General features: G+C 66.3%; 19 protein-coding genes and 1 tRNA gene. 11 read left to right on the top strand and 9 right to left on the bottom strand.

All coding sequences use genetic code 11. The features are described from left to right. Window positions 1-50: 50 nt before the first annotated feature. Window positions 51-1,163 (top strand): lytic transglycosylase, encoded by a 1,113-nt coding sequence (locus tag OPIT5_16505; GenBank protein ID AHF91589.1) that lies wholly within the window; start codon window positions 51-53, stop codon window positions 1,161-1,163. Window positions 1,164-1,260: 97 nt separating this feature from the next. On the opposite strand, the gene OPIT5_16500 is transcribed toward OPIT5_16505, so the two are convergent. Beyond that, a complete protein-coding gene (locus OPIT5_16500; GenBank protein AHF91588.1) occupies window positions 1,261-1,779 on the bottom strand; it encodes a peptidyl-prolyl cis-trans isomerase in 519 nt (172 codons plus the stop codon). A 259-nt stretch (window positions 1,780-2,038) separates the two neighbouring features. Here OPIT5_16500 and OPIT5_16495 point away from each other — a divergent pair, with 259 nt between their 5' ends. The 3 genes from OPIT5_16495 (at window position 2,039) to OPIT5_16485 (ending at window position 6,274) form a co-directional block, all read left to right on the top strand. After that, the gene (locus OPIT5_16495; GenBank protein ID AHF91587.1) at window positions 2,039-2,557 is read left to right on the top strand and encodes an HIT family hydrolase; all 519 of its coding nucleotides are present in this window, start codon (window positions 2,039-2,041) and stop codon (window positions 2,555-2,557) included. Between the two features lie 90 nt (window positions 2,558-2,647). Then, the gene (locus OPIT5_16490; protein AHF91586.1) at window positions 2,648-3,628 is read left to right on the top strand and encodes a PhoH; all 981 of its coding nucleotides are present in this window, start codon (window positions 2,648-2,650) and stop codon (window positions 3,626-3,628) included. A 36-nt stretch (window positions 3,629-3,664) separates the two neighbouring features. Then, window positions 3,665-6,274 carry a phosphohydrolase gene (locus OPIT5_16485; protein AHF91585.1) on the top strand — a complete coding sequence of 870 codons (2,610 nt, stop codon included), beginning with the start codon at window positions 3,665-3,667 and terminating at the stop codon, window positions 6,272-6,274. A 187-nt stretch (window positions 6,275-6,461) separates the two neighbouring features. Here the strand turns inward: OPIT5_16485 and OPIT5_16480 are convergent, their stop codons facing one another. The 3 genes from OPIT5_16480 to OPIT5_16470 all read right to left on the bottom strand — a co-directional run bounded on the left by OPIT5_16480 (window position 6,462) and on the right by OPIT5_16470 (window position 11,111). Continuing rightward, a complete protein-coding gene (locus OPIT5_16480) occupies window positions 6,462-7,742 on the bottom strand; it encodes an RNA methyltransferase (GenBank protein AHF91584.1) in 1,281 nt (426 codons plus the stop codon). Window positions 7,743-7,950: 208 nt separating this feature from the next. Further along, window positions 7,951-10,137, bottom strand: coding sequence for a hypothetical protein (locus OPIT5_16475; protein ID AHF94447.1), 2,187 nt, complete (start codon window positions 10,135-10,137; stop codon window positions 7,951-7,953). Window positions 10,138-10,292: 155 nt separating this feature from the next. After that, a complete protein-coding gene (locus OPIT5_16470) occupies window positions 10,293-11,111 on the bottom strand; it encodes an indole-3-glycerol-phosphate synthase (GenBank protein AHF91583.1) in 819 nt (272 codons plus the stop codon). 297 nt (window positions 11,112-11,408) lie between these two features. Between OPIT5_16470 and OPIT5_16465 the strand changes: the two genes are divergently transcribed. Beyond that, the gene (locus OPIT5_16465) at window positions 11,409-11,915 is read left to right on the top strand and encodes a hypothetical protein (protein ID AHF91582.1); all 507 of its coding nucleotides are present in this window, start codon (window positions 11,409-11,411) and stop codon (window positions 11,913-11,915) included. A gap of 44 nt (window positions 11,916-11,959) precedes the next feature. On the opposite strand, the gene OPIT5_16460 is transcribed toward OPIT5_16465, so the two are convergent. Continuing rightward, a complete protein-coding gene (locus OPIT5_16460) occupies window positions 11,960-12,787 on the bottom strand; it encodes a histidinol phosphatase (protein ID AHF91581.1) in 828 nt (275 codons plus the stop codon). Between the two features lie 78 nt (window positions 12,788-12,865). Continuing rightward, a tRNA-Leu gene (locus tag OPIT5_16455) sits at window positions 12,866-12,953 on the bottom strand. Between the two features lie 4 nt (window positions 12,954-12,957). On the opposite strand from OPIT5_16455, the gene OPIT5_16450 reads away from it, so the two are divergent. After that, window positions 12,958-13,077, top strand: a complete 120-nt coding sequence (locus OPIT5_16450) for a hypothetical protein (GenBank protein ID AHF94446.1) — start codon at window positions 12,958-12,960, stop codon at window positions 13,075-13,077. A 670-nt stretch (window positions 13,078-13,747) separates the two neighbouring features. After that, on the top strand, window positions 13,748-14,734 hold the full coding sequence (locus tag OPIT5_16445) for a phospholipase A (protein ID AHF91580.1): 987 nt from the start codon (window positions 13,748-13,750) through the stop codon (window positions 14,732-14,734). Window positions 14,735-14,770: 36 nt separating this feature from the next. On the opposite strand, the gene OPIT5_16440 is transcribed toward OPIT5_16445, so the two are convergent. The 3 genes from OPIT5_16440 to OPIT5_16430 all read right to left on the bottom strand — a co-directional run bounded on the left by OPIT5_16440 (window position 14,771) and on the right by OPIT5_16430 (window position 17,208). Further along, window positions 14,771-15,817, bottom strand: a complete 1,047-nt coding sequence (locus OPIT5_16440; protein ID AHF91579.1) for a ribokinase — start codon at window positions 15,815-15,817, stop codon at window positions 14,771-14,773. A 90-nt stretch (window positions 15,818-15,907) separates the two neighbouring features. Continuing rightward, a complete protein-coding gene (locus OPIT5_16435; protein AHF91578.1) occupies window positions 15,908-16,291 on the bottom strand; it encodes a hypothetical protein in 384 nt (127 codons plus the stop codon). Between the two features lie 143 nt (window positions 16,292-16,434). After that, window positions 16,435-17,208, bottom strand: a complete 774-nt coding sequence (locus OPIT5_16430; GenBank protein AHF91577.1) for a sugar phosphate isomerase — start codon at window positions 17,206-17,208, stop codon at window positions 16,435-16,437. 237 nt (window positions 17,209-17,445) lie between these two features. Between OPIT5_16430 and OPIT5_16425 the strand changes: the two genes are divergently transcribed. From OPIT5_16425 to OPIT5_16410, 4 genes are all read left to right on the top strand, one after another. Then, complete coding sequence (locus tag OPIT5_16425) at window positions 17,446-17,865, top strand: hypothetical protein (GenBank protein ID AHF91576.1); 420 nt, start codon at window positions 17,446-17,448, stop codon at window positions 17,863-17,865. Between the two features lie 203 nt (window positions 17,866-18,068). Further along, complete coding sequence (locus OPIT5_16420) at window positions 18,069-19,385, top strand: transporter (protein ID AHF91575.1); 1,317 nt, start codon at window positions 18,069-18,071, stop codon at window positions 19,383-19,385. 84 nt (window positions 19,386-19,469) lie between these two features. Then, window positions 19,470-21,317, top strand: a complete 1,848-nt coding sequence (locus OPIT5_16415) for an RND transporter (GenBank protein AHF91574.1) — start codon at window positions 19,470-19,472, stop codon at window positions 21,315-21,317. 81 nt (window positions 21,318-21,398) lie between these two features. Next, complete coding sequence (locus OPIT5_16410) at window positions 21,399-24,608, top strand: heat-shock protein Hsp70 (GenBank protein AHF91573.1); 3,210 nt, start codon at window positions 21,399-21,401, stop codon at window positions 24,606-24,608. The last annotated feature ends 25 nt before the right edge of the window (window positions 24,609-24,633 follow it).

The following is a 24,633-nucleotide window of genomic DNA, read 5'->3' as shown; positions in this document are numbered from 1 at the left end:
GATCAGGTTACTCAATGCTATTGCATGCAATAAGATCAAAAAATTGGCCGATGACCCCCCCCGGCATTCCCACAACCCGGACCTGTCATCGTCGCCCCTGCGGATCCGGCCCGGGCAAAAACCGCGGTTGCGCCCGGGCCGAGGCTGGGGCATCGGTGTGGACCCTGTTTTTTCCCTGCGCCACCACGATGCTCTCGCGTTGTTTCAGTCTCTCCTTCGGCCTCTGCCTGCTCCTCCCTGCCGGCCTTTCCTCGCAGGATCTTCTTGATGACTACGAACTGCCTTCCGACGAAGATATTGCGGAGTTCGCGGAGGCCGTCCGGGCGCACCTGCCCCCGGAGACGCAGGAGGCGGCCGAAACGGCTCTCAACCGCGCCGTGGAGCAGGCATTGCAGGACGGCACGCTCGAAGACCTCGCCCGGCTGCGTCCGCAGGCGGAAGCGTTGCTCAACCAGGCGCGCCAGTATCCGTGGGCCCAGCCTTATGCGGACTGGCTGCTGGCCCGGCTCGATTACCTGTCGATGGCCGCCGAAGCGCTGGCCCGGGCGCGGCTGGCCTCACCGACCCGCCCCACCGAAACCACCGTTCCGGGAACACCCCCTCCCCCGCCCAAACGCCGGCCGACGGCGGCGGAAATCACTCGCGACCTCGACGCATGGAAAACGCGGCTGGCCGCTCGCCCCGCCCCGGCGAGGGCCGGCAAATGGGTGGACGAGGTCAAAACCGTTTTCACCCGCGAGGGCGTGCCGTCGGAGTGGGTCTGGCTGGCCGAGGTGGAATCGTCCTGGAATCCCGAAGCACAGAGTCCGGCGGGGGCGCGAGGCCTGTTCCAGTTCATGCCGAAGACGGCCGAGCACATGGGGTTGTCGCTCGATCCGGAGGACGAACGGCTGCAACCGGAAAAGAGCGCGGAGGCGGCGGCGCGTTACCTGAAAAGGCTTTACGGGCGTTTTTCGTCGTGGCCGCTCACCCTGGCGGCCTACAACGCGGGCGAGGGACGCGTGGCGCGGCTGTTGCGGAAAAAGGAAGCCGGCTCCTTCGAAGCCATCGCCGATGCGTTGCCGGTGGAAACGCAGATGTACGTGCCCAAGGTTCTGGCCACCGTGGAGTTGAGAGAAAAAATCGATCCTCTGACGCTGCCGGGACCGAAACCGAAATCATAAAAGAGCCCACGAAACACACGAAAGGACACGAAAAGACAGAAACCGGAATTCCGGGTATTTTTTTCGTGCCCTTTCGTGTGTTTCGTGGGCAAAAAAATCAGCTCTTCGTCTCGATGCGGACGGTTTTCACCGCGATGCGCTCGATCGGCGTGCTCTTTTCGCCGCCGCCACCCGACTTCGTCGGCACCGTGGCGATTTTTTCGAGGACATCGTCGCCGGCCACGAGTTCGCCGAAGGCGGTGTACTGGCGGTCAAGGAAGCGGGCGTCGCCGTGGCAGATGAAAAACTGGCTGCCGGCGGAGTCAGGGTTCGCCGCGCGAGCCATCGAAATGACGCCGCGGACGTGCGACTTCGTGTTGAACTCGGCCTTGATCTTGTAACCGGGGTCGCCGGTGCCGGGGAGGCCGCGCGCGCCTTCCTTCGTGTTGGGGCAGCCGCCCTGGATCATGAAGCCCTTGATGATGCGGTGGAACGCGGTGCCGTCATAAAACCCCTCGCGGGCGAGTTTTTTGAAATTCTCGACGGTCTTCGGCGCGACGTCGGGCCAGAAGGCAATGGTGATGTCGCCATAGGCGGTGGAGATGACGGCGACTTCCTGTTCGGTGGTGTTGCTCATGGTATGGAAAACCGGGAGCGAGAAGTCTCCGCGCCCGCGCCGCAAGGCAGAAGTCGAAACCGGCTCGACACGCCGGTTTCAAGTTCAGGGTTCAGAGTCCGGGGTTCAGGGTTATTGTTGGCAGCCGCGTTGCCCGAACCGGAAACCCCAAACACGGAACTCTGAACTTCCGCCCCGCCACCGGTCGGTGGCGGAGCGGGCGGGGGGTCCGGCTTTGACAAGCCTCCCGACGGGCGTTTCTCTGCCCGGGTTCTTCACTATGCAGCAACTCCATCCTTACTGGCGCATGGATTACATCGAGGCGCCCCGTTCGCCTGCGCTTCAGCGCCCGTTCACCGAGTTGCCTGCCCTCGGCGACGACCGCGCGGCGTTCATCGTTTACCGCAGCCCGCTCTCGTACCTGATGCTCAACCGGTTCCCGTACAATCCCGGCCACCTGCTCGCCATCCCGTTTCGCGAGGTCGGCGACATCGAGGACCTCTCCGCCGAAGAACGCACCGACCTGTTCGACATCATCGTCCACGGCAAACGCCTGCTCCGCACCGTGATGCACCCCGATGCCTTCAACATCGGCTTCAACCTCGGCCGCGCTTCCGGCGGCAGCATCGACCACCTCCACGGCCACATCGTGCCCCGCTGGAACGGCGACAACAACTTCATGCCCGTCCTCGGACAGACCCGCCTCCTCCCGCAGGCCCTCGAACAGACGTGGGAAAAGCTGGTGGCGGCGGCACAGCCGACGCCGGAAACACTGAAAACCGAAAAGTCGAAAAACTGACTCCAAACCCGCCGCCCACCCGTCCCGCCATCGCCCGCCAAAGCCCGAGTTTCAGCATTTCAGTTTTTCAGCATTTCAGTTTTTCCGACAATGCCGTCCAGAACCCTCCACTTTCCCTCCGCCCGCCATCTTTCCCGGCTCTATGCCGGCCGCACCGACAACCTGGCCCACGCCGAACATGCCCTCGGCGTCACGCTCGTCACACGCGAGGACTGGCTGCGCGTCGAGGCGCCCGCCGACGAGGCCATCACGCGGGTCGAACACCTGTTCCATTTTCTCAATGAAGCCTGCTCCCAGGGGATGCAGGTGCGTTCGCCGGACTTCACGCGCTTCGTCGATCTCATCGCCCGCGATGGCGGCGAACCGCTCCGCGAACTTTTCGCCCGGCCGCTCGTCGTGGCCACCCATCGCAAGAGCATTGTCCCCAAGTCGCTCGGGCAAAAACTCTATCTCCAGTCCATCCTGCGCCAGCCGCTCACGTTCGGCATCGGCCCGGCCGGCACCGGCAAGACGTATCTCGCCATGGCCGCCGCCGTCTCCGCGCTGATCAAGGGGGAGGTCGAGCGCATCGTCCTCACCCGTCCGGCCGTCGAGGCGGGCGAGGCGCTCGGGTTTCTCCCCGGCGATCTTCGCGAAAAAATCCTCCCCTACCTCCGCCCGCTCTACGACGCCATGCACGACATGCTCGACATCAGCGAAGTCGAGAAACTCACGGAAAAAGGCGTCATCGAAATCGCTCCCCTCGCCTACATGCGCGGCCGCACCCTGCCGCACAGTTTCGTCATCCTCGACGAGGCGCAAAACACCACGCCCGAGCAGATGATGATGTTCCTCACCCGCCTCGGCGAGGAGTCGCGCATGGTCGTCACCGGCGACATCACGCAGATCGACCTGCCCCGCGCCCGCCAGTCCGGTCTGGTCGAGATCGAGAGCATCCTGCACGACATACCCGAAATCGCATTTCACCATTTCAGCGGGGCCGACGTCGTCCGCCATCCGCTCGTCCACAAGATCATCGACGCCTATGAACGTTACAAAAACCCGATCACGGGCGAAAAAAACGACTCGTAGGAACCGGCCAGCCAAATCTCTCCCCGTTTTTCAAACATGAGTCTTTTCAAAAACCTTCGCCGCCTCTTCACCGGAGCGCCCGCGCCGCGACGACGAAAATCCGCAGAAAAATCCGGGTTCGCCAACTTCCTCGAATCCAGCCGCCTCGTCGCCGGCATCATTTTCGCGTTCACCGTCGTCTCGATCGTCCTGATCAGTTTCGTCGGCGTCAGCAGCCACACCCTGCCCGTCCTCCCCAACCAGGTCGCCTCCACGCGCATCGCCGCCAACGAACCGTTCAGCTACACCAGCACCGTCCGCACCGAACGCCTGCGCGAGCAGATCAGCGACCGGGTGGCGCCCATCTACCGGATCGATCCCGAACCCCTCGCCCGTTTCGAACTCCACCTCCGCGCCTTCCACAACGAGCTCGAACGCATCCGCTCCCTCCCGCCCGCCGAACGCGGCGCCGCCCTCGAAAAGGCCGTGGCCAGCTTCAACGCCCGGGGTACCCATCGCGTGAGCACGGCCGATGCCGCCGAGCTCCTCGGCGTCGAGACCGGCCACGCCCTCGCCGCTCTTTTCGACTCCGGCCTGTCCACCCTGCGCGCCATTTACCAGGGCGGCATCCACGACGGCGCCTCGCTCTCCCAGAGCCGCGTGCCCGACGGGTCGGTGGCCGTTTTCCAGGTGCTGCGCAACGATGACGAGGTCATCTCCAGCCGGGTCGAGTCGCTGGAGGAGGCGCTCACCTTTCTCCGCATCAATCTCGCCGCCGAGATCACCGACCGCGAGCGCTCGCTGGCGCTCTTCCGCATCCTCCGCGGCGGCCTCATCCCGAATCTCGTCTATGACGACGCCGCCACCCGTCGCTCCCAGGAACGCACCCTGGCGACGCTCCAGCCCGTGGTCATCAAGGTCGCCCGCGGCGAGACGATCATCGAGCCCGACACCCGCGTCACTCCCGAGCAGTACGAGATGCTCGTCGCCTGGCGGCACCATCTCGTCGAGACCGGCACCCTCGCCCGCGACGAGGGCCTGCAACTCGCCGGCCGCCTCCTGCTCGTGTTTGCGATGGTCATCGCCAGCATCCTCTACATCCGGCTCGAGGACGCCGAGACGCTCCGCAGCAACGGCCGCCTCGCGCTCCTCGCGCTCGTGGTGGTCATCAACCTGGCCCTGGTGCGCGGCGCTTTCGCGCTCGGCAGCCTGCCCTTCTTCCTCTCCAACACCGCCGCGGCCTCCGTGCTTCCCTATGTCGCCCCGGTCATCATCGCCCCGCTGGTCGTCGCCATCATGATCGATGCCGGCTCGGGCATGTTCATGGCGCTGCTCATCGCCATCTTCGCCAGCGTCATCTACGGCAACCGCGTGGACATCCTCGTCCTCGCTTTCGTCTCCTCGATGGTGGCGGTGTTCGCCGCGCAAAACACGCGCAAGCGCAGCAACGTCGTGCGCGCCGCGACCTGGGCCGGGCTCACCATGGCGCTGGCCGTGCTCCTCCTCGGCCTCTTCGACCGCCTCCCCTGGCTCGTCATCGCCAAGCAGATGGGCGCCAGCCTCGCCACCGGCATCGCCAGCGGCGTCATCGTGGCCGGCCTGCTGCCCGTCCTCGAAGCCCTTTTCAAGCGCACCACCGACATCACGCTGCTCGAGCTCACCGACTACAATCACCCGCTCCTGCGCCACATGCAGATGGAGGCGCCCGGCACCTACCACCACTCGCTCGTCGTCGCCCAGCTCGCCGAAAACGCCGCCTCGGCCATCGGCGCCAACCCGCTCCTCGCCCGCGTCTGCGCGCTCTTCCACGACATCGGCAAGACCAACAAGCCCGAGTATTTCATGGAAAACCAGGTGGACGGCGTGAACCCGCACGACGACAACAACCCGTCCCTCTCCGCCCTCATCATCAAGAGCCACGTCAAGGACGGCGTGGACCTCGCCCTCAAGTACAAGCTCCCCCGCGCCGTCATCGACGTGATCCAGCAACACCACGGCACCACGCTGATCCGGTATTTTTTCCACCGCGCCGTGACCAAGGCCGGCACCACGTTCACGCAACCGCCCTTCCACCTGCGCGGCTCCGGCGCCACGCCGGCTCCGTTCGCGGCCCGCGGCACCGCCTCGCCAGTCGGCCCCGTCCGGCCCGACTCGCGCGATCCCTTTTCGCCAGGCGCGGGACCCGGTCTGCAACCCGCGCCCGTCTCCGAAACGACCTACCGCTACGACGGCCCCACGCCGCGCTTCAAGGAGAGCGCCATCATCCATCTGGCCGACGGCATCGAGGCCGCCTCGCGCTCGCTCCGCCGCGTCACGCCGCAGCACCTCGGCGAACTCATCGAGCAGATCGTCAACGACCGCATCGCCGACGGCCAGCTCGACGACGCGCCGCTCACCTTTGCCGAGCTGACCGAGATCAAGGAAAGTTTTTCCCACACCCTGCTCAACATGCTGCACGGCCGCGTCGCGTATCCGAAAGCCGATGACACCGCCGCCGCCGAAACCGCCCGCGACAACGGCAAGGCCGGCCGGGATGCCGCCGCGGGAGACAGCGAGGACGAGGACGGTGAAACCCGCGAGGCCAAGGCGTCGCCCGCCCGCGAGACTCCGCCGTCCGCCACCGCTCCCGCCGGCAGCGGCAAACCGCAAAAACCGCCCGTGGTGTAACCGGAGCGGCGGCATGGCAAGCGGTTGAAGTGGCGCGGGCGTCCCGCCCGCTCGGGAGTGGCACGGGCATCTTGCCCGTGTTCCGGAGTGGCACGGAGGCGGCGCTTCGCACCGTCCACGGGCAGGGATGCCCGCGCCACTTCAGCAGCGGAGAGGCAACGCTTGCGGGCGTCCCGCCCGCGCCAATTCAACCGCGGCGGCGGAAGGCCGCCACGTAAAAACCGTCGGTGTCGTGCCGCTCGGGGAGGATCGTGAGGCCGCCGCACGCATCCGGCGCGAAACCGAAGGTTCGCACCGGCGGGCGCACCTCGAAAACGTCGCCGTGCGCTTCGAGAAAACCGGCCGCCACACGGCTGTTTTCCTCGTCGCACAGCGAGCATGTCGCGTAGACGAGCAGCCCTCCCGACCGCACACGCGGCGCGTGCCGGTCGAGCAACTCGCGCTGCCGCCGGGCGGCGCGGGTGATATCCTCCGGCGTGGTGCAATGCATGAGATGCGGCGCGCGCCGCCACGTGCCGGTGCCGCTGCACGGCGCATCCACCAGCACGCCGTCGTAACCGCCGCCTTCCGTCGCTTCGCTCTCCGCCGGAGGCAGTGTGGCGAGCGTGCGGATGTTGGCGAAGCCGCCGCGTTGCGCCCGCCTGCGCAGCTCGGCAAGCGCGGCGGCGCGGATATCGTGCGCTTCCACGCGTCCCTGCGGGCCGAGCAGCTGCGCGAGTTGCAAGGTCTTGCCGCCCGCTCCGGCGCACGCATCGAGCCAGCGTCCGCCCGGCGCCGGCGCGACGGTTTCGAGCAGGAGTTGCGAGCCGAGATCCTGCACCTCGACCCGGCCGTCGCGGTAGCTCTCCGTCGATGTCACCGCCGCATCGGGCGGCAGCCGCCATGCCGTCGGCAACGCCTCAAAACGCTCCACCGGCCAGCCTCGCCCGGCCAGCTCCGCCTCGACCGCAGCGACCCCGGCGGGCGTCGCCGTCTGCAACCGCAGCCAGAGCGGAGCCCGCGAGAGCAGCGCGGCTGCGGTGGCCGGAGAAGCGGCGGGCCGCCCCGGTTCCAGCGCCCATGCGGGGAAAAGCTCGCGCGGCACGGACTTCCCGTCCGTGAGGTGGCAGGGGCATCCTTGCCCATGTTCGGGGAGGCGGCGCGGCGCGGCGTCCGGAATCGCAGGCGATTGGCGGGATTGACAGAAAAAGCCCGTGCCACGCGCGAAGGCGGCGCGAAACGCCGCCGTATCCGGTGTAGCCGCACAGGCCGTGGCGACGAGCGCGATGAAGTCGTCGTCATGCTCCGGCCACACGCGGCGCAGCCGGGCGGCGGTGAAGGCCAGTTCGCAGTAAAGCCGGCGATCGCGCCCGCCGAAACGGCGGTCGGAGAGCGCATCTTTCAACCGCTCGGGAAATCGCCGGTCGAGCGGCAGCAGCCGCGACCGGAGTTGCAGGAAGACACGCTTCTGGTTCGCCGCGACGCTCATGGGAGATTGAATCAGGGGAGGTTCCGGAAATTGAACAGAAGGCAACGAAGAGAACGAAGAACAACCAAGGACGCTTACCGTTCATTCCTGTTCAATCTTCTTGAAATAAATAACTTCTTATTCGGTGGGGGGTCTTCTTTGTTTTTACCTTCGTTTCCTTTGTTTCCTTCTGTTCAAAAATGAATTTTCAGAAGTTCCCCTACGTCATTCAGAACGTCGTCATGTCCACCCGCACGGTGAAGCTGAAATCGTCGCCGCGTTCGTCGCCGCGGGAAAGCCCCACCAGCCAGGTCAGCGCCCAGACGCGCGTCAGTTGCTGGCGAAGCCCGTAACGCTGGCGGGTGAACCGGCTCGTGCGCGCATCGTAGCGCCAGCTTCCGAGAAGCGACCAGATCTCGTTGAACCGGTAGCCGGCATCCGCGGTGTACTCCTGGATCGGGTCGGCCACGTCTTCCAGGTAGTGCTCGCCCACGCGCAACCACCAGAGATCGGCATCGCGAATGGTCAGGCCGCTGTTGATTTCGTTGGTCGAGAAGCTGCTCGTGTCGAGTCGCTGGTAGAGATCGAACTGGAGCCAGCGGGCCGGGCTCAGGCTGAGGCCGATGTGGAGATCGGAAAGATGATCGTCCGCGCCGGCCGGCAGATCGCTGAAATGGTAGTCGGCGGCGAGGGCCAGCTTGACGAGATCGCGCGAGCCGTAGACGGGGTCGCGGGTCTGGAGCGTATTGTCGATACCGATACGCAGGGTGTTGGCGGCGGAGAGGCTGTCGATGTTGCGCTGGTTGCCGAGGCCGAGCGGCTGGAGGTACGTGTCGAACGGCAGGTCGTCGATCGGCGGGATGTACTGCGAGCCCTTGTCGGCATCCGGGATGTAGCGGTAAGAGAGGCGCGGCGTGACGAGGTGGCGGAGGCCGTCCACGCCCCAGACCGGGCTCTTGATGTCGTCCCAGGTGGAGCTCGCCCGCATCTCCATATCGAAGCCGACTTCGCCGAGAAAGCGCGCGTAGTCATCGCGCCCGCCGGTGGCGCGCTGGTAATACGTGGCGCGGCCGCCGACGACGGGCGACAGGCTCAGCCACTCGCGCGGGCTGAAGGGGCGCGTCATGGAATAATAGATATCGGCCCGGTTGGTGCGCAGGGTCTTGTCGTAGCCGACGGGCGCCTCGGGGCCGGTGATGCTGGTCTGCTCGAGGACGGCGATGCTGGCGTTGAGCCGGTGATAGATGCCGGCGCCGAGCGCGATGGGCAGGCCGTCGAAACGGATTTCGGGCAGGCGCTGCTGCATCGGGAAATAATCGTTGGCCTGGGCGCGGAAAAAGAGCGAGACGGTGTGGTTGAGGCCGGTCTGGTAGAGTTCGCCGAAGGTGTCGGGCACCTGGTCTTTCCGGAACAGGTCGCGCCGGAAATCGCGCGTCACTTCGGAGTCGGACCAGTAGTTGACGCGGGCGTTGAAAGTGACCGAGGGGGCGAGGATCTGGTGGTGCTGCCATTCGACGAAGCCGCGGTTGGAGTGGATGTCCTCGCCGACGACGTCATCGCCGGTGTCGCCGAAGTCATGGATATAACCGGTGCGCAGGCCGCCCGAAGCTCCGCGTCCGGGAGGAGCGAGCAGATTGCTGGCGAGTTCCGCAGCGTCGGGCGCGGGGGCCTTGCCGTCCTTCTTTTTCTTTTCCGCCGGAAAGGTGTCATAGGTGGCGACCGGGCCGATGAGCACGCCGCGCTTGCTGAACAGGCCGAGATCCGCGCCGGCGCGAATGCCCTTCCCCACGGGCGGGGCGAAGGTGACGTTGAGCTCGGCGCCGAGCGTGGACGAATAGCCGACGCCCACATCCGTGTAGCGGATGGCCGGCTCGGGCAACGCGAGCGAAAAGCCGGGCACAGGGATGCCGAGCGTGTCGCCGAGCGCGAGTTTGCCCTTGTCGACCGTGACCGACGTATCGCGCTCCCAGGCGATTTTCGGCGCGGAGAGGATCGGCACGAGCGGCTCGGTTTCGCCGTATTGCACCTGCGCGCCGAAGAGCGTGGCCGCCTGGGCCGTGCCCGTCGCCCGGTCGCCGCTGACATAATAAGGGAACTGGCCGCCGCGAAAATGGCGCACGTCGAACTCCTTCTTCCCGACGTTGAAGTACACTTCCTCGGCGAGCAACCGCGCGCCTTCGTGGGTGAACACGACGTGGCCGCGAGCGGCGGCCAGTTGTTCCTTGGTCCGGTAAATGATCTCGTCGGCGGTGAGGATGACGCCGTCCTGCGTCAGCCGGGCGTCGCCGGAAAACACCACGCCTTCGGGCGTGATCCGGGATTCTTTGGCCGTCAGTTGGGGCATGTCGGCGCATACCCGGGGTGACAGGGCGAGGCAGACGAGCGGGAGCGAGGCAGTCAGGAAACGACGGATCACAATCGGCCGAGCAAAGCGGAGCGGATGCGGCAATCAAGCCCGCATGTAACCGGTCTGGCTGTCCGGGGGTTGGAAAGGCGGACAGCCGGTGCTCCCGCCGGATGGCTGGCGGGCTGCCGGGTCCCCCTCCTCCCGGCCGGTCCGTCCGCCCGTCTTCATCCGCGAAACTCCGCGATCAGCGCGGCCGGGTCGGGCGCCTTCATCAGCGCCTCGCCGCAGAGGATCGCATGCGCGCCGCACGCCCGCGCGCGGGCGGCGTCGGCCCCGGTGAAGATGCCGCTCTCGCTGACCGCCACCACCTCGCGCGGGAAACGCGGGATGAGCCGTTCGCTGAGCGCAAGATCGGTCTTGAAGATCGAGAGGTCGCGGTTGTTGACCCCGATGATCCGCGCGCCATGCCGCAGGGCGCGATCGAGCTCGGCCTCGTTGTGGATCTCGAACAGCGCATCGAGCCCGGCGGCGCCGGCGGCGGCGAAAAGCGTGGCGATATCGGCATCGTCGAGCGCGCGCACGATGATGAGGATGGCGCTCGCCCCGGCCTCGCGCGCCTCCAGCACCTGCACCGGGTGCACCATAAAATCCTTGCGAATGCAGGGCCGGGCCGGCGGGTTTTTCGCAAAATGCGCCGTGACCTCGCGCAGGTCGTCGAGCGTGCCGCCGAAGTACTTCGCGTCGGTGAGCACGGAAAGCGCATCCGCCCCGGCTGCCTGGTAGCGGCGCGCCTGGTCGAGCGCGGATGCGCCCGCCCGGATGTCGCCGGCGGAGGGCGAACGGCGCTTGATCTCGGCGATGACGGCGAGTTGTCCGTCGGGCCGGCGCAGCGCCGCGGCAAACGACGGCGGACGCGGCAGGCGGGCGTCGAGCGCGGCCAGTTCGTCGAGCGACACCGCGCGCAGGCGCGGCGCCACTTCCTGCCGTTTCCACGCCATGATCTCGGTGAGTTTGTCGGGTGTTGCCTGTTTTCCGGAAGACATCCCGGAAATTACCGGCCAACCCGGCCCGCGGGCGCAAGACGCAAGAAAGAGAGGAGAAAGGGACTTCAGAAGTCGAGACCGCTAAAGGACGCTAAAAGTCGCTAAAGGAAAACAGATTGATGGTGAGATCAGGAGACCGGGACATTCACCTGCCGGGTGAAGGCATCGTCGGATCATCCTGCCTGACCCTGTCCTGGTTTAGCGTCCGTTAGCGTCCTTTAGCGGTTCCCTCTGCCGCGGTTTTCAGGTTTAATCGAAAATCGGGAATCAAAAATCGAAAATCCGCGCCCGCCTGCCATGCCGACCGCACCGAGAGACATTTTTATCCGCAACGCCCACTCCCGCCTCCGGCTCGACCGCCGCGCAGTGACCCGTGCTCTCCACTATCTCGACGCCCATGCCGGCCGCTTCGAAGGCGGCCCGCCCGCTGGCGAGCTCTCGCTCGTATTTCTCACCGACGCCGCCCTCGCCCGGCTCCACGCCGATTTCCTCGACGATCCCTCTTCCACCGACGTGATCACCTTCGAGGCTCCGCCCTCCCTCTCACCCGGCGATTCCGCCGGCACCGGCGCGGCCGGCGAGGTGTGCGTTTCCGCGGACACCGCCGCCCGCTATGCGGCGGAGCACGGCCGCGATTTCTCCGAAGAGCTCACCCTCTACCTCGTCCATGGCTGGCTGCACCTCGCCGGTTACGACGACCTGCAACCGGTCAAAAAACGCCGCATGCGCGCCGCCGAGAAACGCGCCATGACCCTCCTGCGCGAAGCCGGCGCTCTCCCCGCATTTTCCCTCAAGCCGGCATGAGCAGGGGCTTCGCTTGTATCCGTTGAGCGTAGCTGCGGGATCGCTCACCCCTGCAACGAAGCCAGCGCGTCGGCGATCGACACGCTCCGCCGCTTGCGATCGAGAAACCAGCTCACCTCCCGGTAACCGGCCGCCTCGAGCAGACGAAGCGCCTCCTCGTAGCTGGCGCCCACGCGTTGCGGGCGGTGCGCATCGGCGCCGATCACCACCGGGATGCCGCGCTCCGCCATCATCTGCAGTTGCTGCGGGCCGGGATTCATCTCGGGCAACGCCTTCTGGAGTCCGCTGGTGTTGAGCTCCATCGCCACCCCGGTCGCCGCGATGCGGTCGAGCGCCCGCTCGATAAAGGGACGGATGCGGGCAAAATCCCACTGGGCCGGGTTCTCGTTCTTGATCAGGTCGGGATGCGCCAGCGTGTCGTACAGCCCGGTCTCGGCCGATCGCGCGAGGTGGTCGTAGTAGAGTTGCTGATACGCGAAAACGTCGCCCTTGAAATAGAGCCTCCGGTAATCGCCCACCTGGTAGTGCACGGAGCCGAGCACGTGGTGCAGCGGCGCGCGCGCGTGGAGTTTTTCCAGCCACGGCTCGACGCCCGGGTAGAAGTCGCTTTCCAGCCCGAGCCGCACATCGACGCGGCCGGCGAACCGCTCGCGGGTCCGCGCGATCATCTCCACATAAACCTCGAATTCCCCCGGTGACATCCGCACGTCGGCCGACCACCCGTCGGGCAAGGGGCTGTGGCAGGTGAAGATGATCCCCCGCAATCCGCGCGCCTCGGCGGCGGCGGCGTATTCCCAGGGTTCGCCGATGGCGTGTTTGCAGAGCGGCGTGTGGCAGTGTGATTCGTAGAGCAGCGCAGTGGCTTCGGACATGTCTGGATGTGGAAAACTCCCGGGCCGAAATACCGTTTCGGCATCCCGGCAATGCGTCGCATTCTCACGCGACTTGAATGGTGCCCGGAGTGGGGGTCGAACCCACACGCCTTTAAGGGGCGGCGGATTTTGAGTCCGCTGCGTCTGCCAATTCCGCCATCCGGGCACGGATGGAAACTCCGGACGCTAGAAACGCCCGCTTCCTTGTAAACCGCAAAACCATCGTGCTTCCTTTCCGCCGGTTTTTCTTTCCCGGCGGGAGACCGGAAAACAAAATATCATTTTCATGATTTTGTTTTCAAACAGGTTACAAAAAACGGGAAAATATCTTCCGCTTTTTTGAACGTTTGCCGGAGCACCGCGTCTTTCCCCGCAGCAACAATTGTTGCCTGGTTCTAGTTATTGGTTTGCTGGTTGAGGCGGCATCGGGGTGGTTCCCGGTGCCGCCTCTGGTTTTCAGGGTTACGCGGATTGACGGGAACAGGAGGGAGACCGCTGAAGGTCGCTAACGGACGCTAAAATCAAACCATCGGGAAAGCCTGGTTTGGCGTCCGTTAGCGACCTTCAGCGGTTTATTCATGGTTCGGGATGAGTAACCGCACAAAAATCGCTTCCGGCATTGTCCTTCACAACGGGCTCGTCTCACTGCCGGTCATGCATCTCGCGTGCTCCCGTCCCTTTTTCCGCCCTGGTCTCGCCCTCTTGTGCAGCCTTCTGCCCCTGCTCTGCCCGGGGGCCATCCGCTCCACCCTCGAGGCGCCCGCCTCTGCCATCGCCGGCAGCGAGCCGGTCATCCTTTCCCTGTTGCTGACCAACGGTGGAGACAGCGCCGTCACGCAGCCCGTGCCTGCCTCGCTCGGCCTGGTCGCCCGGCTCGGCCAGCGCGCCGACGCCGTCACGCTCGCCCGCAGTGCCGACGCGCCGGCCGAGGTCACCCTCGCCCCCGGCGCCTGGGCGCGCATCGCCTACTCCGGCATGCTGCCGCCCGGCATGACCGGCTTCATCGTCGTGCAGGATACCAGCGGCGCCTCGGGCGCGGTGGCGTTGCAGGTCAGCGCCGAAGCCGCTCCGCCAACCTCCGCCGCAGAGACGGCGGGGGCCGTCGCCGGCTCCGCATCCGCCCCTGCCGGCGACGCCTCTCCCTCCGGCGCCGGAGCGGCCACTCCCGGAGGTGGCGAAGCCGGAGCCGCCGGATCACCACGCCGCTCCGCCCGCGATCTCGGGCTGATGGCCAACGAGCCCATTTATTTCTCGGTCGGCGGGGGCGGCGGTCGCAATGCACGGTTCCAGTTCAGCCTCAAGTACCGTCCGTTCGGCCCCGGTGACGACACGGTCGGAGGCGAACACTGGTGGCAGGATGTCTACCTGGCCTACACACAGACGTCGGTCTGGGACCTGCACTCGGATTCGAAGCCGTTTTACGATTCCAGCTACCGGCCTTCCATTTCGTATGCGCGCCATGACGCCGGCTCCCGCATCCTCGGCGGCCGCTTCGGCTATGCCGGCGGGTTCGAACATGAATCCAACGGACAGGACGGCGACGAAAGCCGGAGCATCAATATCCTGTTCCTCCGCCCCGAACTGCGCTGGGGCGACCTCGAGGACAAACGCTGGCAGGTCACCTTCGCCCCCAGGCTGTATTACTACCTCGACGACGGCGAAAACGACGACATCGACACCTACCGCGGCTACGGCGACTACTACCTGTCCGTCGAGTGGGCCGACAATCTCAAGATCGCCACGACCACGCGCGTCGGCAGCGGCGGCCACGCCAGCATCCTCGTGGATGTTTCCTGGCCGTTTGCCCGGATCAACGACCTCATCCCCATCGGCTGGGCGCACGGTTACCTGCACTTCCAGTTCTTCACCGGCTGGGGCGAAACGCTCCTCGACTACAACCGCCGCAGCGACACCCAGTTCCGCCTCGGTTTCATGCTGGTGCGGTAGCCTGGATTTTTACTGACGGACCGCCGGGCCGCCCATTCACCGCCAGCACTCGCCCGGGCAAAGCCCGGACACGAGGCGGCCGGCCTCGAGATTGATCTCCTCCCAGCGATGATCGGGAATGCCGGGCCCGAGGTGCTGCACGCACTCCGCGCCGAGAATCGATCCGAGCGCGCCGGCGCGGGCGATATTCCAGCCACGCAGCCAGCCGGACAAAAATCCCGCCGCCCAGGCATCGCCGGCGCCCGTCGTGTCCACCACCTGCAAGGCCGGGCGCGGCTCGATGTGGTGCAGCTCTGCTCCACGCGCCACCCAGGCGCCTTTTTTGCCCACCTTCACGGCCGCCGTCACCGGCCCGAGCGCGGCCAGCCGGGCCGCGAGTTTGCCGTAATCGGGTGACGGGCCGGCATCGGGAAACAGCGCGCGGATCTCGTCCTCGTTGGCAAACACCGCATCCACCCCCTTGCGGATGTGATCGAGCAGCCATTCGCGGGAAGAGTTCACCACCTCGAATGACGCCAGATCGATGCTGATCGTGCAGCCCGCCGCGCGCGCGGAGCGGAGCACGGTGTCGGCCAGCGCGCGGTTGAAGAGCAGATAACCTTCGACATGCGCATGGCGGCACTGGAAAAAATCCGCCGCCGAAATCTCGCCCGGCCCGAGCGTCATCGCGGCGCCCAGACAGGTGCGCATGGTGCGTTCGCCGTCGGGCGTGATCAGCGACAGGCAGCGGGCGTTGGCCAAGTCCGCGTACTTGAAACGTGAATCGTCGCCGCCGAGCTGCCGGAAGTGTTCGCGGTAGGCCTGCGCGGTGGTGTCGGAACCGAGCTTGCCGATAAAGGTGACCCGCAGCCCGAGCCGCGCCGCCGAGCTGGCGGTGTTGGCGGCCGCCCCGCCGGACGCCGTCGCCGGCAGGGCCGGCAACCGCGAGACCAGCCGCCCCATCTCCTCCGCATCCACGAGCTCCATCCCGCCCTTGGCGCCATGCACATGCCGGAGAAACACATCGGGGACGCGGGCGAGAAGGTCCATGATCGGCGAACCGACACCGACGAGATCGAAACGAAAGGGGGAAGACGTGGGCATGGCGGGGAAACGGAGTGGCGGACGTTGCGGGTGCGGGCAGGAAAGCGGGGCGGCGATGCGAAGCGGAAGAAAAAGACGCGCCGGTCTTCGTCAGTTCATCACATTGATGTTGGTAACGAGAACCGGATCGTCATCGATCTCGATAATGATAGCGTAATCGCCCGGTTGCGCAAACGAGAGATTGCGGATTTCGTTGATCAGATTGATCCGCTGGAGCGGGCCCTGCGACTGGAATTTGCGATCGATCAGCGGCTGCGGATTCGAGGGATCGAGGCCCATCGAGATGCGGATCGCGTGTTCGCCGGCCGGCACGTCGCTGAGCGAGAGGAACCAGACCATGAACGGGTGCGTCACCGGGAATTGGCGCGAGCGGATGTTGGAGAAGATGCCGAGGATGGTGTGCTTGCCCGTGGCGGGGTCGATGTGGACGCCGTCACAGGTGAGCCAGGCGAGAACCTGCGGTTTGGAATGCATGGTGCGCCGATGGTGCTCGGCCTGCGGGGAACGGAGCAAGCCGGAATGCAGAGGACAGAAGCCAGAGGCCAGAGAGCAGAGGCCAGAAAGGTAGCTCTGTCTTCTGGCCTCTGGCTTCTGTCCTCTGCTCCGCTCTGCTCCGTTCACGCCAGCCACTGCTTCAGCGTTTCCGCATCGCGCAGGAACGCCTCGGGGGTATCGCCCGCCACAAACTCCAGCAGCGCGAAACGTTCGCGCCCGCCCGGCGTCGGCGATTTTGCGAGCTCGGCGAGATACGCCTGCCACCGCTCCGCACCTTCGGCCAGCGGGCGGCGGTCGGCCGAAGTCGGCCACCAGTGGAAAACATGGAGGTTACCCACCCGCGGCAGCACCGCTTTCAGGCCGCGCAGGGCCGGCGCCGCTTCCTCGCCGTTGTGCGGCTGCCAGCACGTGAGCAGCGCCGGGTGGTTGACCTCGGCGAGAAGCTGCCGGGCGGATTCGTTCGTGTCCGTCAGCGAGCCCGCATGAAACTCGGTTGACACCGTCACGCCCCGGGCGGCGGCGAGGCCGGCGATGCGTTCCAGGTCGGCCACGATGCGCGCCCGCTCCTGATCCGATACTTCGGCCGAGGCTTTCCCGCCCGGCCACACGCGGATCGTCGGCGCCCCCAGTTCGAGCGCCGTGTCGAGCACGCGGGTGAACGGCAACCCGTCGCTTTCACTTTGCCCCGCGCGATAATAGCTCCCGTAAGCCGCGACGCGCAGCCCGGCCTGCTCCGTGAGTTCGCGGACTTCGCGGGCACGCGCCAGATCGCCGTGCGGCACATGCACATCGCCGCCCCACTCGATGCCGGCCAGACCGGCCTGACGCACCAGCGCGACGATGTCGGCAGGAGCAAGTTTGCGAAACGTAACCGAAACCAGACCGGGCAGAATCATGACGGGAATCGAAAACCTCATTCCCCGCTCCCGACAATCCTTAACCCGCCCGCCGGGCGGGAGAAGTTGGGAGTTGGTCGTTTGAAGTTGGTAATTTGAAATTGGTCTTCGATCACGTCGTGCCTTCCGGTTTCCGGCCACCAATTACCAACTGCCAACTACCAACTTCAAATTTCAAACGACCAACTTCAAAAAAACCCGCAGGGTTTCCCCGTTCATCCGCGTATAACCCGGCCTATGAAAACACTTCCGGTCCTCGCGCTCGCCCTCGCCCTGATCGCCCCGTTCGCCTTTGCCGTCATCGACTCCGGCTCCGCCGACAGCAAGGCCGCCGCCTCCCCCGGCGACACCGCCTCCTGCCACTCCGGCGGCATCTGCGCCGCGCCGCCCGCCATCCCGGCAACCGCCGCCGCAGCCGTCACAGCCGTCGCAGACAAATCCGGAGAGGCTCCCTACCCGCTCACCACCTGCGTCATCTCCGGCAAAAAACTCGGCGCCATGGGCGAGCCCGTCACGTACGTTTACAAACAGAAAGACCAGCCCGACCAGACCGTAAAATTCTGCTGCAAGGGCTGCATCGGCCCGTTCAACAAAAACCCGGCTCCCGCCCTCGCCAAAATCGCCGACGCCCGGAAAGCGGACGCCGCCACCCGCTGAGATGCGTGGCGCGGGGGTCCCGCCCGCAAGCGTTGCCCCTCCGCTCCGACGTGGCACGGGCTTCCAGCCCGTACGCGTCGCCTCTCCGCAAAGTGGCATGGGCATCCTTGCCCATGAGCGTTGCCTCACCGCGTCCTTCCATTCTGCGCTGTGCCCTCCGGTATCCGGTTCTTCTACCCTCTTCATTGATTCGCCACTCTCCCATGCGTCCAACGCTTGTCACCTACACGCTCCTGTCACTCTCCGGCCTCTGGCCGGTCGCCGCGCCTCTCTCCGCCGCCGCGTCTGAAACGGATGACATCTCCCCCGCCGTCGCGCCGCTCACGCTCCCGGCCATTTTCGCCGAACTGCGCGCCCGCCACCCCGCGCTGACGGCCGCCCGTGCCGCCGCCGAGGCCAGCCGCGCCCGCGTCGACAGCGAAGGCGCCTGGATGGACCCGCGCCTGCGCGTCGAGTTCATGCGCGACAACACCAACCGCTTCACCACCTACAACGACCTCGAATTCGGCCTGACCCAGGAAATCCCCCTCAGCGGACGCCCCAAACTCCGCGCCCGCGCCGCCGCCGCCGAGGCCACGGTCGCCGACGCGCAATCCCTCCGCAGCGAGTGGCTCCTCCTCAACCAGGCCCGCACCGCCTTCACCCGCCTCGCCGCCACCGACGAACGCCTCGCGCTCAACACACAACTCCGCGCTCTCCTCGCGCAAACCCGCGTCCTCGTCCGCCTCGCTTACGAAACCGGCCAGCGCCCGCAAACCGATCTGCTCGCCCTCGACACCGACCTCGCCCGGCTCGACGCCGAACGCACCGACCTCGACTCCGCCCGCTCGCAGGACGCCGCCATGCTCAACGCCCTTCTCCTCCGGCCTGCGCAGACCCCCGTCGCTCCGCTCACGCTCCCGCCGCCCGCCCCGCCCTCCCTCACGCTCGCCGACGCCGTGGCCCGCGCCCGCGCCCGCAGCCCCGACATCGCCGTCGCGCTCCGCGAAACCGCCGCCGCCGACGCGCGCCTCGCCCTTGCCCGCAAGGTCAACGCCATCGATCCCGAACTCATGATTGCCGCCCGCCACATGAACGGCTCGGGCGAAGCCATCTACGCTTACGACACCGGCATTGCCTTCAGCATGCCCTGGTTCAACGCCCGCCGCAACCGCGCCGAAATCCGCGCTGCCCAAAGCCAGCTCGCCTCCCCCCGCGCCGCCGCCGATGCCGGCGAAGCCGAGATCGCCGGCCTCACCGCCGCCGCCCACGCCCGCACCGCCGCCACCGCCGCGCAGGTCGGCCGCTACGAAAACGAACTCCTCCCGCTCGCCGCCGCCGCCACCGCCGCCGCCCGCCGCGATTACGAAACCGGCCGCGCCCCCCTGCCCTCCCTGCTCGACGCCGAACGCGCTACGCTCGACACGCGACAAAAACTCGCCGACATCCGCGCCGACCACGCCCTCGCCGCCGCCGAACTCGCCTTCCTCACCGCCAGCGACCTGACACTGCCGGACAATCCGGGAAAAACCGGCATGTAACTATTTCCCCGATACCTTCATCCCATTTCTCCCATCCCTCCTCTCTCTCCCATCCCTCCCATCATCGCCACTCGCCCTCTTCCAATGTTCCGCACCACCCTCACGCTCCTCGTCACCGCCGCGCTCGCGGCCGCCGGCGGCTGGTTCTTCGCCAGCCAGCATTACCATGCCGCGCACCTCGCCGCCCACGCATCCGACGGCGCTGCCGGCAACCCGGCTGCCCGCAAGATCCGCTTCTACCAGTCGCCGATGCACCCCTGGATCACCTCCGACAAACCCGGCAAGTGCACCATCTGCGGCATGACGCTCGTCCCTGTCTATGAAGGCGAACAAGGCATTCCCGCCGGTGGCAACGTCGTCACCCTCGCCGCCTCGTCCGCCGCCGTCATCGGCGTGCAGACGCACGAAGTCACCCGCGGCCCGCTCACCCGCACGCTCCGCCTCGCCGGCACGATCGAGGCCGACGAATCCCGGCAGAAAATCATCGCCGCGTGGACCGATGCCCGCATCGAGCGTATTCACATCCCCACCACCGGTGTCGTCGTCACCGCCGGCCAGCCGCTCGCCACCGTCTACAGCCCCGACCTGCTCACCGCCCGCCAGGAATTCCACGCCCTCGCCACGGCCACGCCGGACTCGCCGCTCGTCGCCGTTGCCCGCGAAAAACTCCGCCGTCTCGGCCTGCTCGATACGCAAATCGATGCGCTCGCCAAGGCCGACGCCGTCTCCCGCGACACCGAAATCCTCGCACCGCTCTCCGGCACCGTCATCGCCCGCGCCCCCGCCGCCTTCGCCGGCGGCTATGTGAACGCCGGCGACGAGCTTTTCACGCTCGCCGATTTCTCCACCCTGTGGGCGCTGCTCGACATCTACGAACCGGACCTCGCCGTGCTGGACCGTGGCGCGGGCGTCCCGCCCGCTCCGAAATCCAAAATCTCAAATTCCGAATTTCAAATTCCGGCCTCCTCCCCCGCAAATCACGGGCAGGATGCCCGTGCCACCGCCGACCTCTCCCAGACCGTCACCGCCACCCTCACCACCCCGGCCGCCCCCGGCCGCACCTGGAACGCCCCGATCACCTACATCGACACCAACCTCAACGAAACCACCCGCACGGCCCGCGCCCGCGTCGAACTGCCCAACACCGACGCCGCCCTCCGCCGTGGCCAGACCGTTTACGCCACACTCGCGGCCACGCTCGCTTCCGACGCGCTTCTCGTCCCCCGCAGCGCCGTCCTCTTCACCCGCGACCAGCCCGTCGCCTGGGTGGCCAAAGGCGGCACCGCCTACGAACCACGTTCGCTCCGCCTTGGCCGCGCCGGCGACACCGCCTGGGAAGTGCTCGCCGGCCTCGCTGCCGGCGAACACGTCGTCACCGAAGGCGCGCTCCTCGTCGACGGGCAGGCGCAGATCAGCAGCAGTTCCGCCGCCGCTGATCCGGTTCAGGGTCCGGAAGCCGGAGTTCAGGGTTCAGGCAATGTTGCTCCTGGCACGGTCCCCCCCGCCGGCGACAACTCCAGACTCCAGACCCCGAACACCCGACTCACCGACGAAGTCGTCCATGCCGCCGCATCTGCCAGCGAGGCCCTCGCCTCCGACGATCTCGCCGCCTGGAAAAAGATCGCAACTACTGTCCCCGCGCTCGCCGCCTCCGCCGCCGCGGCTTCCGATCTCAAAACCGCCCGCGCCGCCTTCGAACACTGGAGCACGCAACTCGCCGATCAGGTCCTCGCCCTCCCGCCTGCCGAACGAACCGCGCTCGGAGTCCGCATCTACCAATGCCCGATGACTCCCGAACTCGGCACCGGCCGCTGGCTCCAGCACGCCACGCAACCCGCCCTCCGCAATCCCTTCTTCGGCTCCGACATGCTCGAATGCGGTGAAGAAGTCCCGGGAAAAGCTGAAACGCTGAAATCCGAAACGCTGAAATAAAACCAGCCTGACCCCTCACCCATACCACAACCGAAGTCTGATTTCAGCTTTCAGCGTTTCAGCCTTCCAGCTTTTCCAAAAATGATTTCCCGCGTCATCCACTGGTCACTCCACAACCGCTTCCTCGTCGCGGCTGCCTTCATCGCCCTTTGCGCCTGGGGTTTTGTCGCCCTGCGCACCGTGCCCGTGGACGCCATTCCCGACCTCTCGGAAAACCAGGTCATCGTCTACGCCGACTGGCCCGGCCGCTCCCCGCAGGAAGTCGAGGACCAGATCACCTACCCGCTCTCCGTCTCGCTCCAGGGCCTCGCCGGGGTGCGCACCGTGCGCGCCACCTCGATGTTCGGTTTCTCCTTTCTCACCGTCATTTTCAACGACGATATCGAAAACTACTTCGCCCGCACCCGCGTCCTCGAACGCCTCAACTCTCTCGGCGACGTCCTCCCCGACGGCGTCGCCGCCCGCCTCGGCCCCGACGCCACCGGCCTCGGCTGGGTTTACCAGTATTACCTGAAAGACGAGTCCGGCGCGCACGACCTCGGCTCGCTCCGCAATCTCCAGGACACGTTTGTCCGCTACCAGCTCGCCTCCGTCCCCGGCGTATCCGAAGTCGCCAGCATCGGCGGCTTCGTCCGCCAGTATCAGGTCGAGGTCTCGTCCCTGAAACTCAAACAGTACGGCCTCATGCTCGGCGAAGTCATGGACGCCGTCGCCGCCAGCAACCTGAACGTCGGCGGCAAGACCATCGAGGAAAACGGCGCCGAGTTCATCGTGCGCGGCGTCGGCCTCGTCACCGCGCCTGCCGATCTCGAAAACATCCCCCTGCAAGCGCGCGACGGCACGCCGCTCTACCTGCGCGATGTGGCGCACGTGCAGATCGGCGGCGACTTCCGCCGCGGCGCGCTCGATGTCGACGGCCGCGAAGTCGTCGGCGGCATCGTCGTCATGCGCTACGGCGAAAATGCGTATCAGGTCATTCATGACGTGAAGGCGCGCATCGCCGACCTCGGCAGCGGCCTGCCGGCCGGCGTCACTGTGGAGCCGTTCTACGACCGCAGCGATCTCATCCAGCGCGCCATCGATACCCTCAAGGGCGCGCTCGTCGAGGAGATCATCCTCGTGACGCTCGCGCACATCCTCTTCCTCTTCCATTTCCGCTCGATCCTCATCGTCACGCTGCCGCTGCCCGCCTCGATCCTCATCTCGTTCATCCTGATGAAGGAGTTTGGCATCCCTTCGCACATCATGTCGCTGACCGGCATCGCCATCTCCATCGGCGTGCTCGTCGACGCCGGCATCGTCATGACGGAAAACGTCATCCGCCACTGCGAACGCGCCGAGGAGCACCTGCGCCGCCGCCTCACCCCGCCCGAGGTTTTTCAGGAAACCCTCACCGCCGCCACGCAGGTGGGCCGCCCCATGTTTTTTTCGATGATGATCATCATCCTCGCCTTCGTGCCGGTCTTCCTGCTCACCGGCCAGGAGGGCAAACTCTTCCATCCGCTCGCCTACACCAAGTCCTTCGCGCTCCTCGCCGCCGTCGTCCTCGCCATCACCGCCGTCCCCGTTTTCTGCACCTGGCTCGTGCGCGGCCCGTTCAAGCCCGAAAGCGAAAACTGGCTGATGCGCGGCCTCCTCAAAATCTACGAGCCTGTCCTCGATTGGGCGCTCGTCTGGCGCAAGACCGTCCTCGCCTGCGCCTTTGTCCTGCTCGCCTTCGCCTGCGTCCTCGCCTTCGGCCTGCCGCGCGACCTCCGCGAACGCCTGCCCGCCCCGCTCGCCGCGCGCACGCAAGGTTTCGGCGCCGAGTTCATGCCCACGCTGGAGGAAGGTTCGCTGCTCTTCATGCCCGTGCTCCTGCCCGCCACCTCGCTGACCGAGGTGAAGCGCATCATGTCGTGGCAGGACCGTGTCATCCGCGAGCACCCGGCGGTCGCCTCCGTCGCCGGCAAGCTCGGCCGCGCCGAGACCGCCACCGACCCCGCGCCCGTCGAGATGATCGAGACCACCATCATGCTCAAGCCGCCCGCCGAATGGCCCGCCGGCATGACCAAGCAGCAGATCGTCTCCGAACTCGGCGAACGCCTCACGCAAGTCCCCGGCTACGTCCCCGGTTTCCTGCAACCGATCGAGAACCGGATCCTGATGACGAGCACCGGCATCCGCGCGCAGGTCGGCGTCAAGATCTTCGGCGACGACCTCGACGCCATCCAACAAAAAGCCTTCGAGGTCGAGCGCGTCATCGCGTCGATCCCCGGAGCGACCGGCGTCGCTCCCTCGCGTTCACAGGGAAAACCGTATCTGGAAATCCATGCCAACCGCGACGCGCTCGGCCGTTACGGCCTGCGGATCGAGGACCTCTTCCGCTACGTCGAAGCCGGCCTCGGCGGCGTATCCGTCACGACCACGATCAAGGGACGCGAACGCTGGCCCATCCAGGTGCGCCTCGAGCGCGCCGACCGGGACGATCTCGAAAAGCTCGGCGAACTCCTCATTCCCACGCCCGCCGGCCCCTTCGTGCAGCTCCGGCAACTTGCCGACATCCGCCGCGTGATCGGCCCGAGCGAAATCTCCTCCGAAAACGGACGCCTCCGCGTCTTCGTGCAGGCCAACGTGCAGGATCGCGACCTCGGCAGTTTCGTTCACGATATCCGGGAGCGCATCGAGCGCGACGTCCGTCTCGATCCCGGCATGACGATCGAGTACTCGGGCCAGTACGAAAACCAGATCCGCGCCCGGCAGACGCTGGCCTATGTTTTCCCGGTGGTGATCGGCATCATTTTCATCCTGCTCGTGATGACCTTCCGCAGCGTGAGCGAGGCGGCGCACGTCATCCTCGCCGTCCCCTTCGCGCTGACCGGCGGCGTGATCCTGCAAGCGATCCTCGGCTACAATTTCAGCGTGGCGGTATGGGTCGGTTACATCGCGCTCTTCGGCACGGCGATCCAGACCGGCGTGGTGATGGTCGTCTATCTTGAGGAAGCCGTGGCGGCCAAACTCGCGGAAACAGGAAAAGAGCAGCTTTCCCATGCCGAACTCATCGACGCCATCAAGGCCGGCGCCCGACTGCGCCTGCGTCCCAAGGTGATGACGGTGGCGACGACGGTCGCCTCGCTCCTCCCGATTTTCTGGAGCGTGCGCACCGGTGTGGAAGTCATGCGCCCCATCGCCGCTCCCGTGGTCGGCGGCATGTTGTCGTCGCTCGTCCACATCCTCGTCGTCACCCCGGTTATTTTCGCGATGCTGCGCGAACGCCGCCTGCAACGGGCGGACACCCGCGCAACGCCTTAATCCGCTAACCTTACGTCGGAATCCG

The organism is Opitutaceae bacterium TAV5 (genome assembly GCA_000242935.3).
Lineage (GTDB): Bacteria > Verrucomicrobiota > Verrucomicrobiia > Opitutales > Opitutaceae > Geminisphaera.
This window is presented reverse-complemented; position numbering and strand designations above follow the sequence as displayed.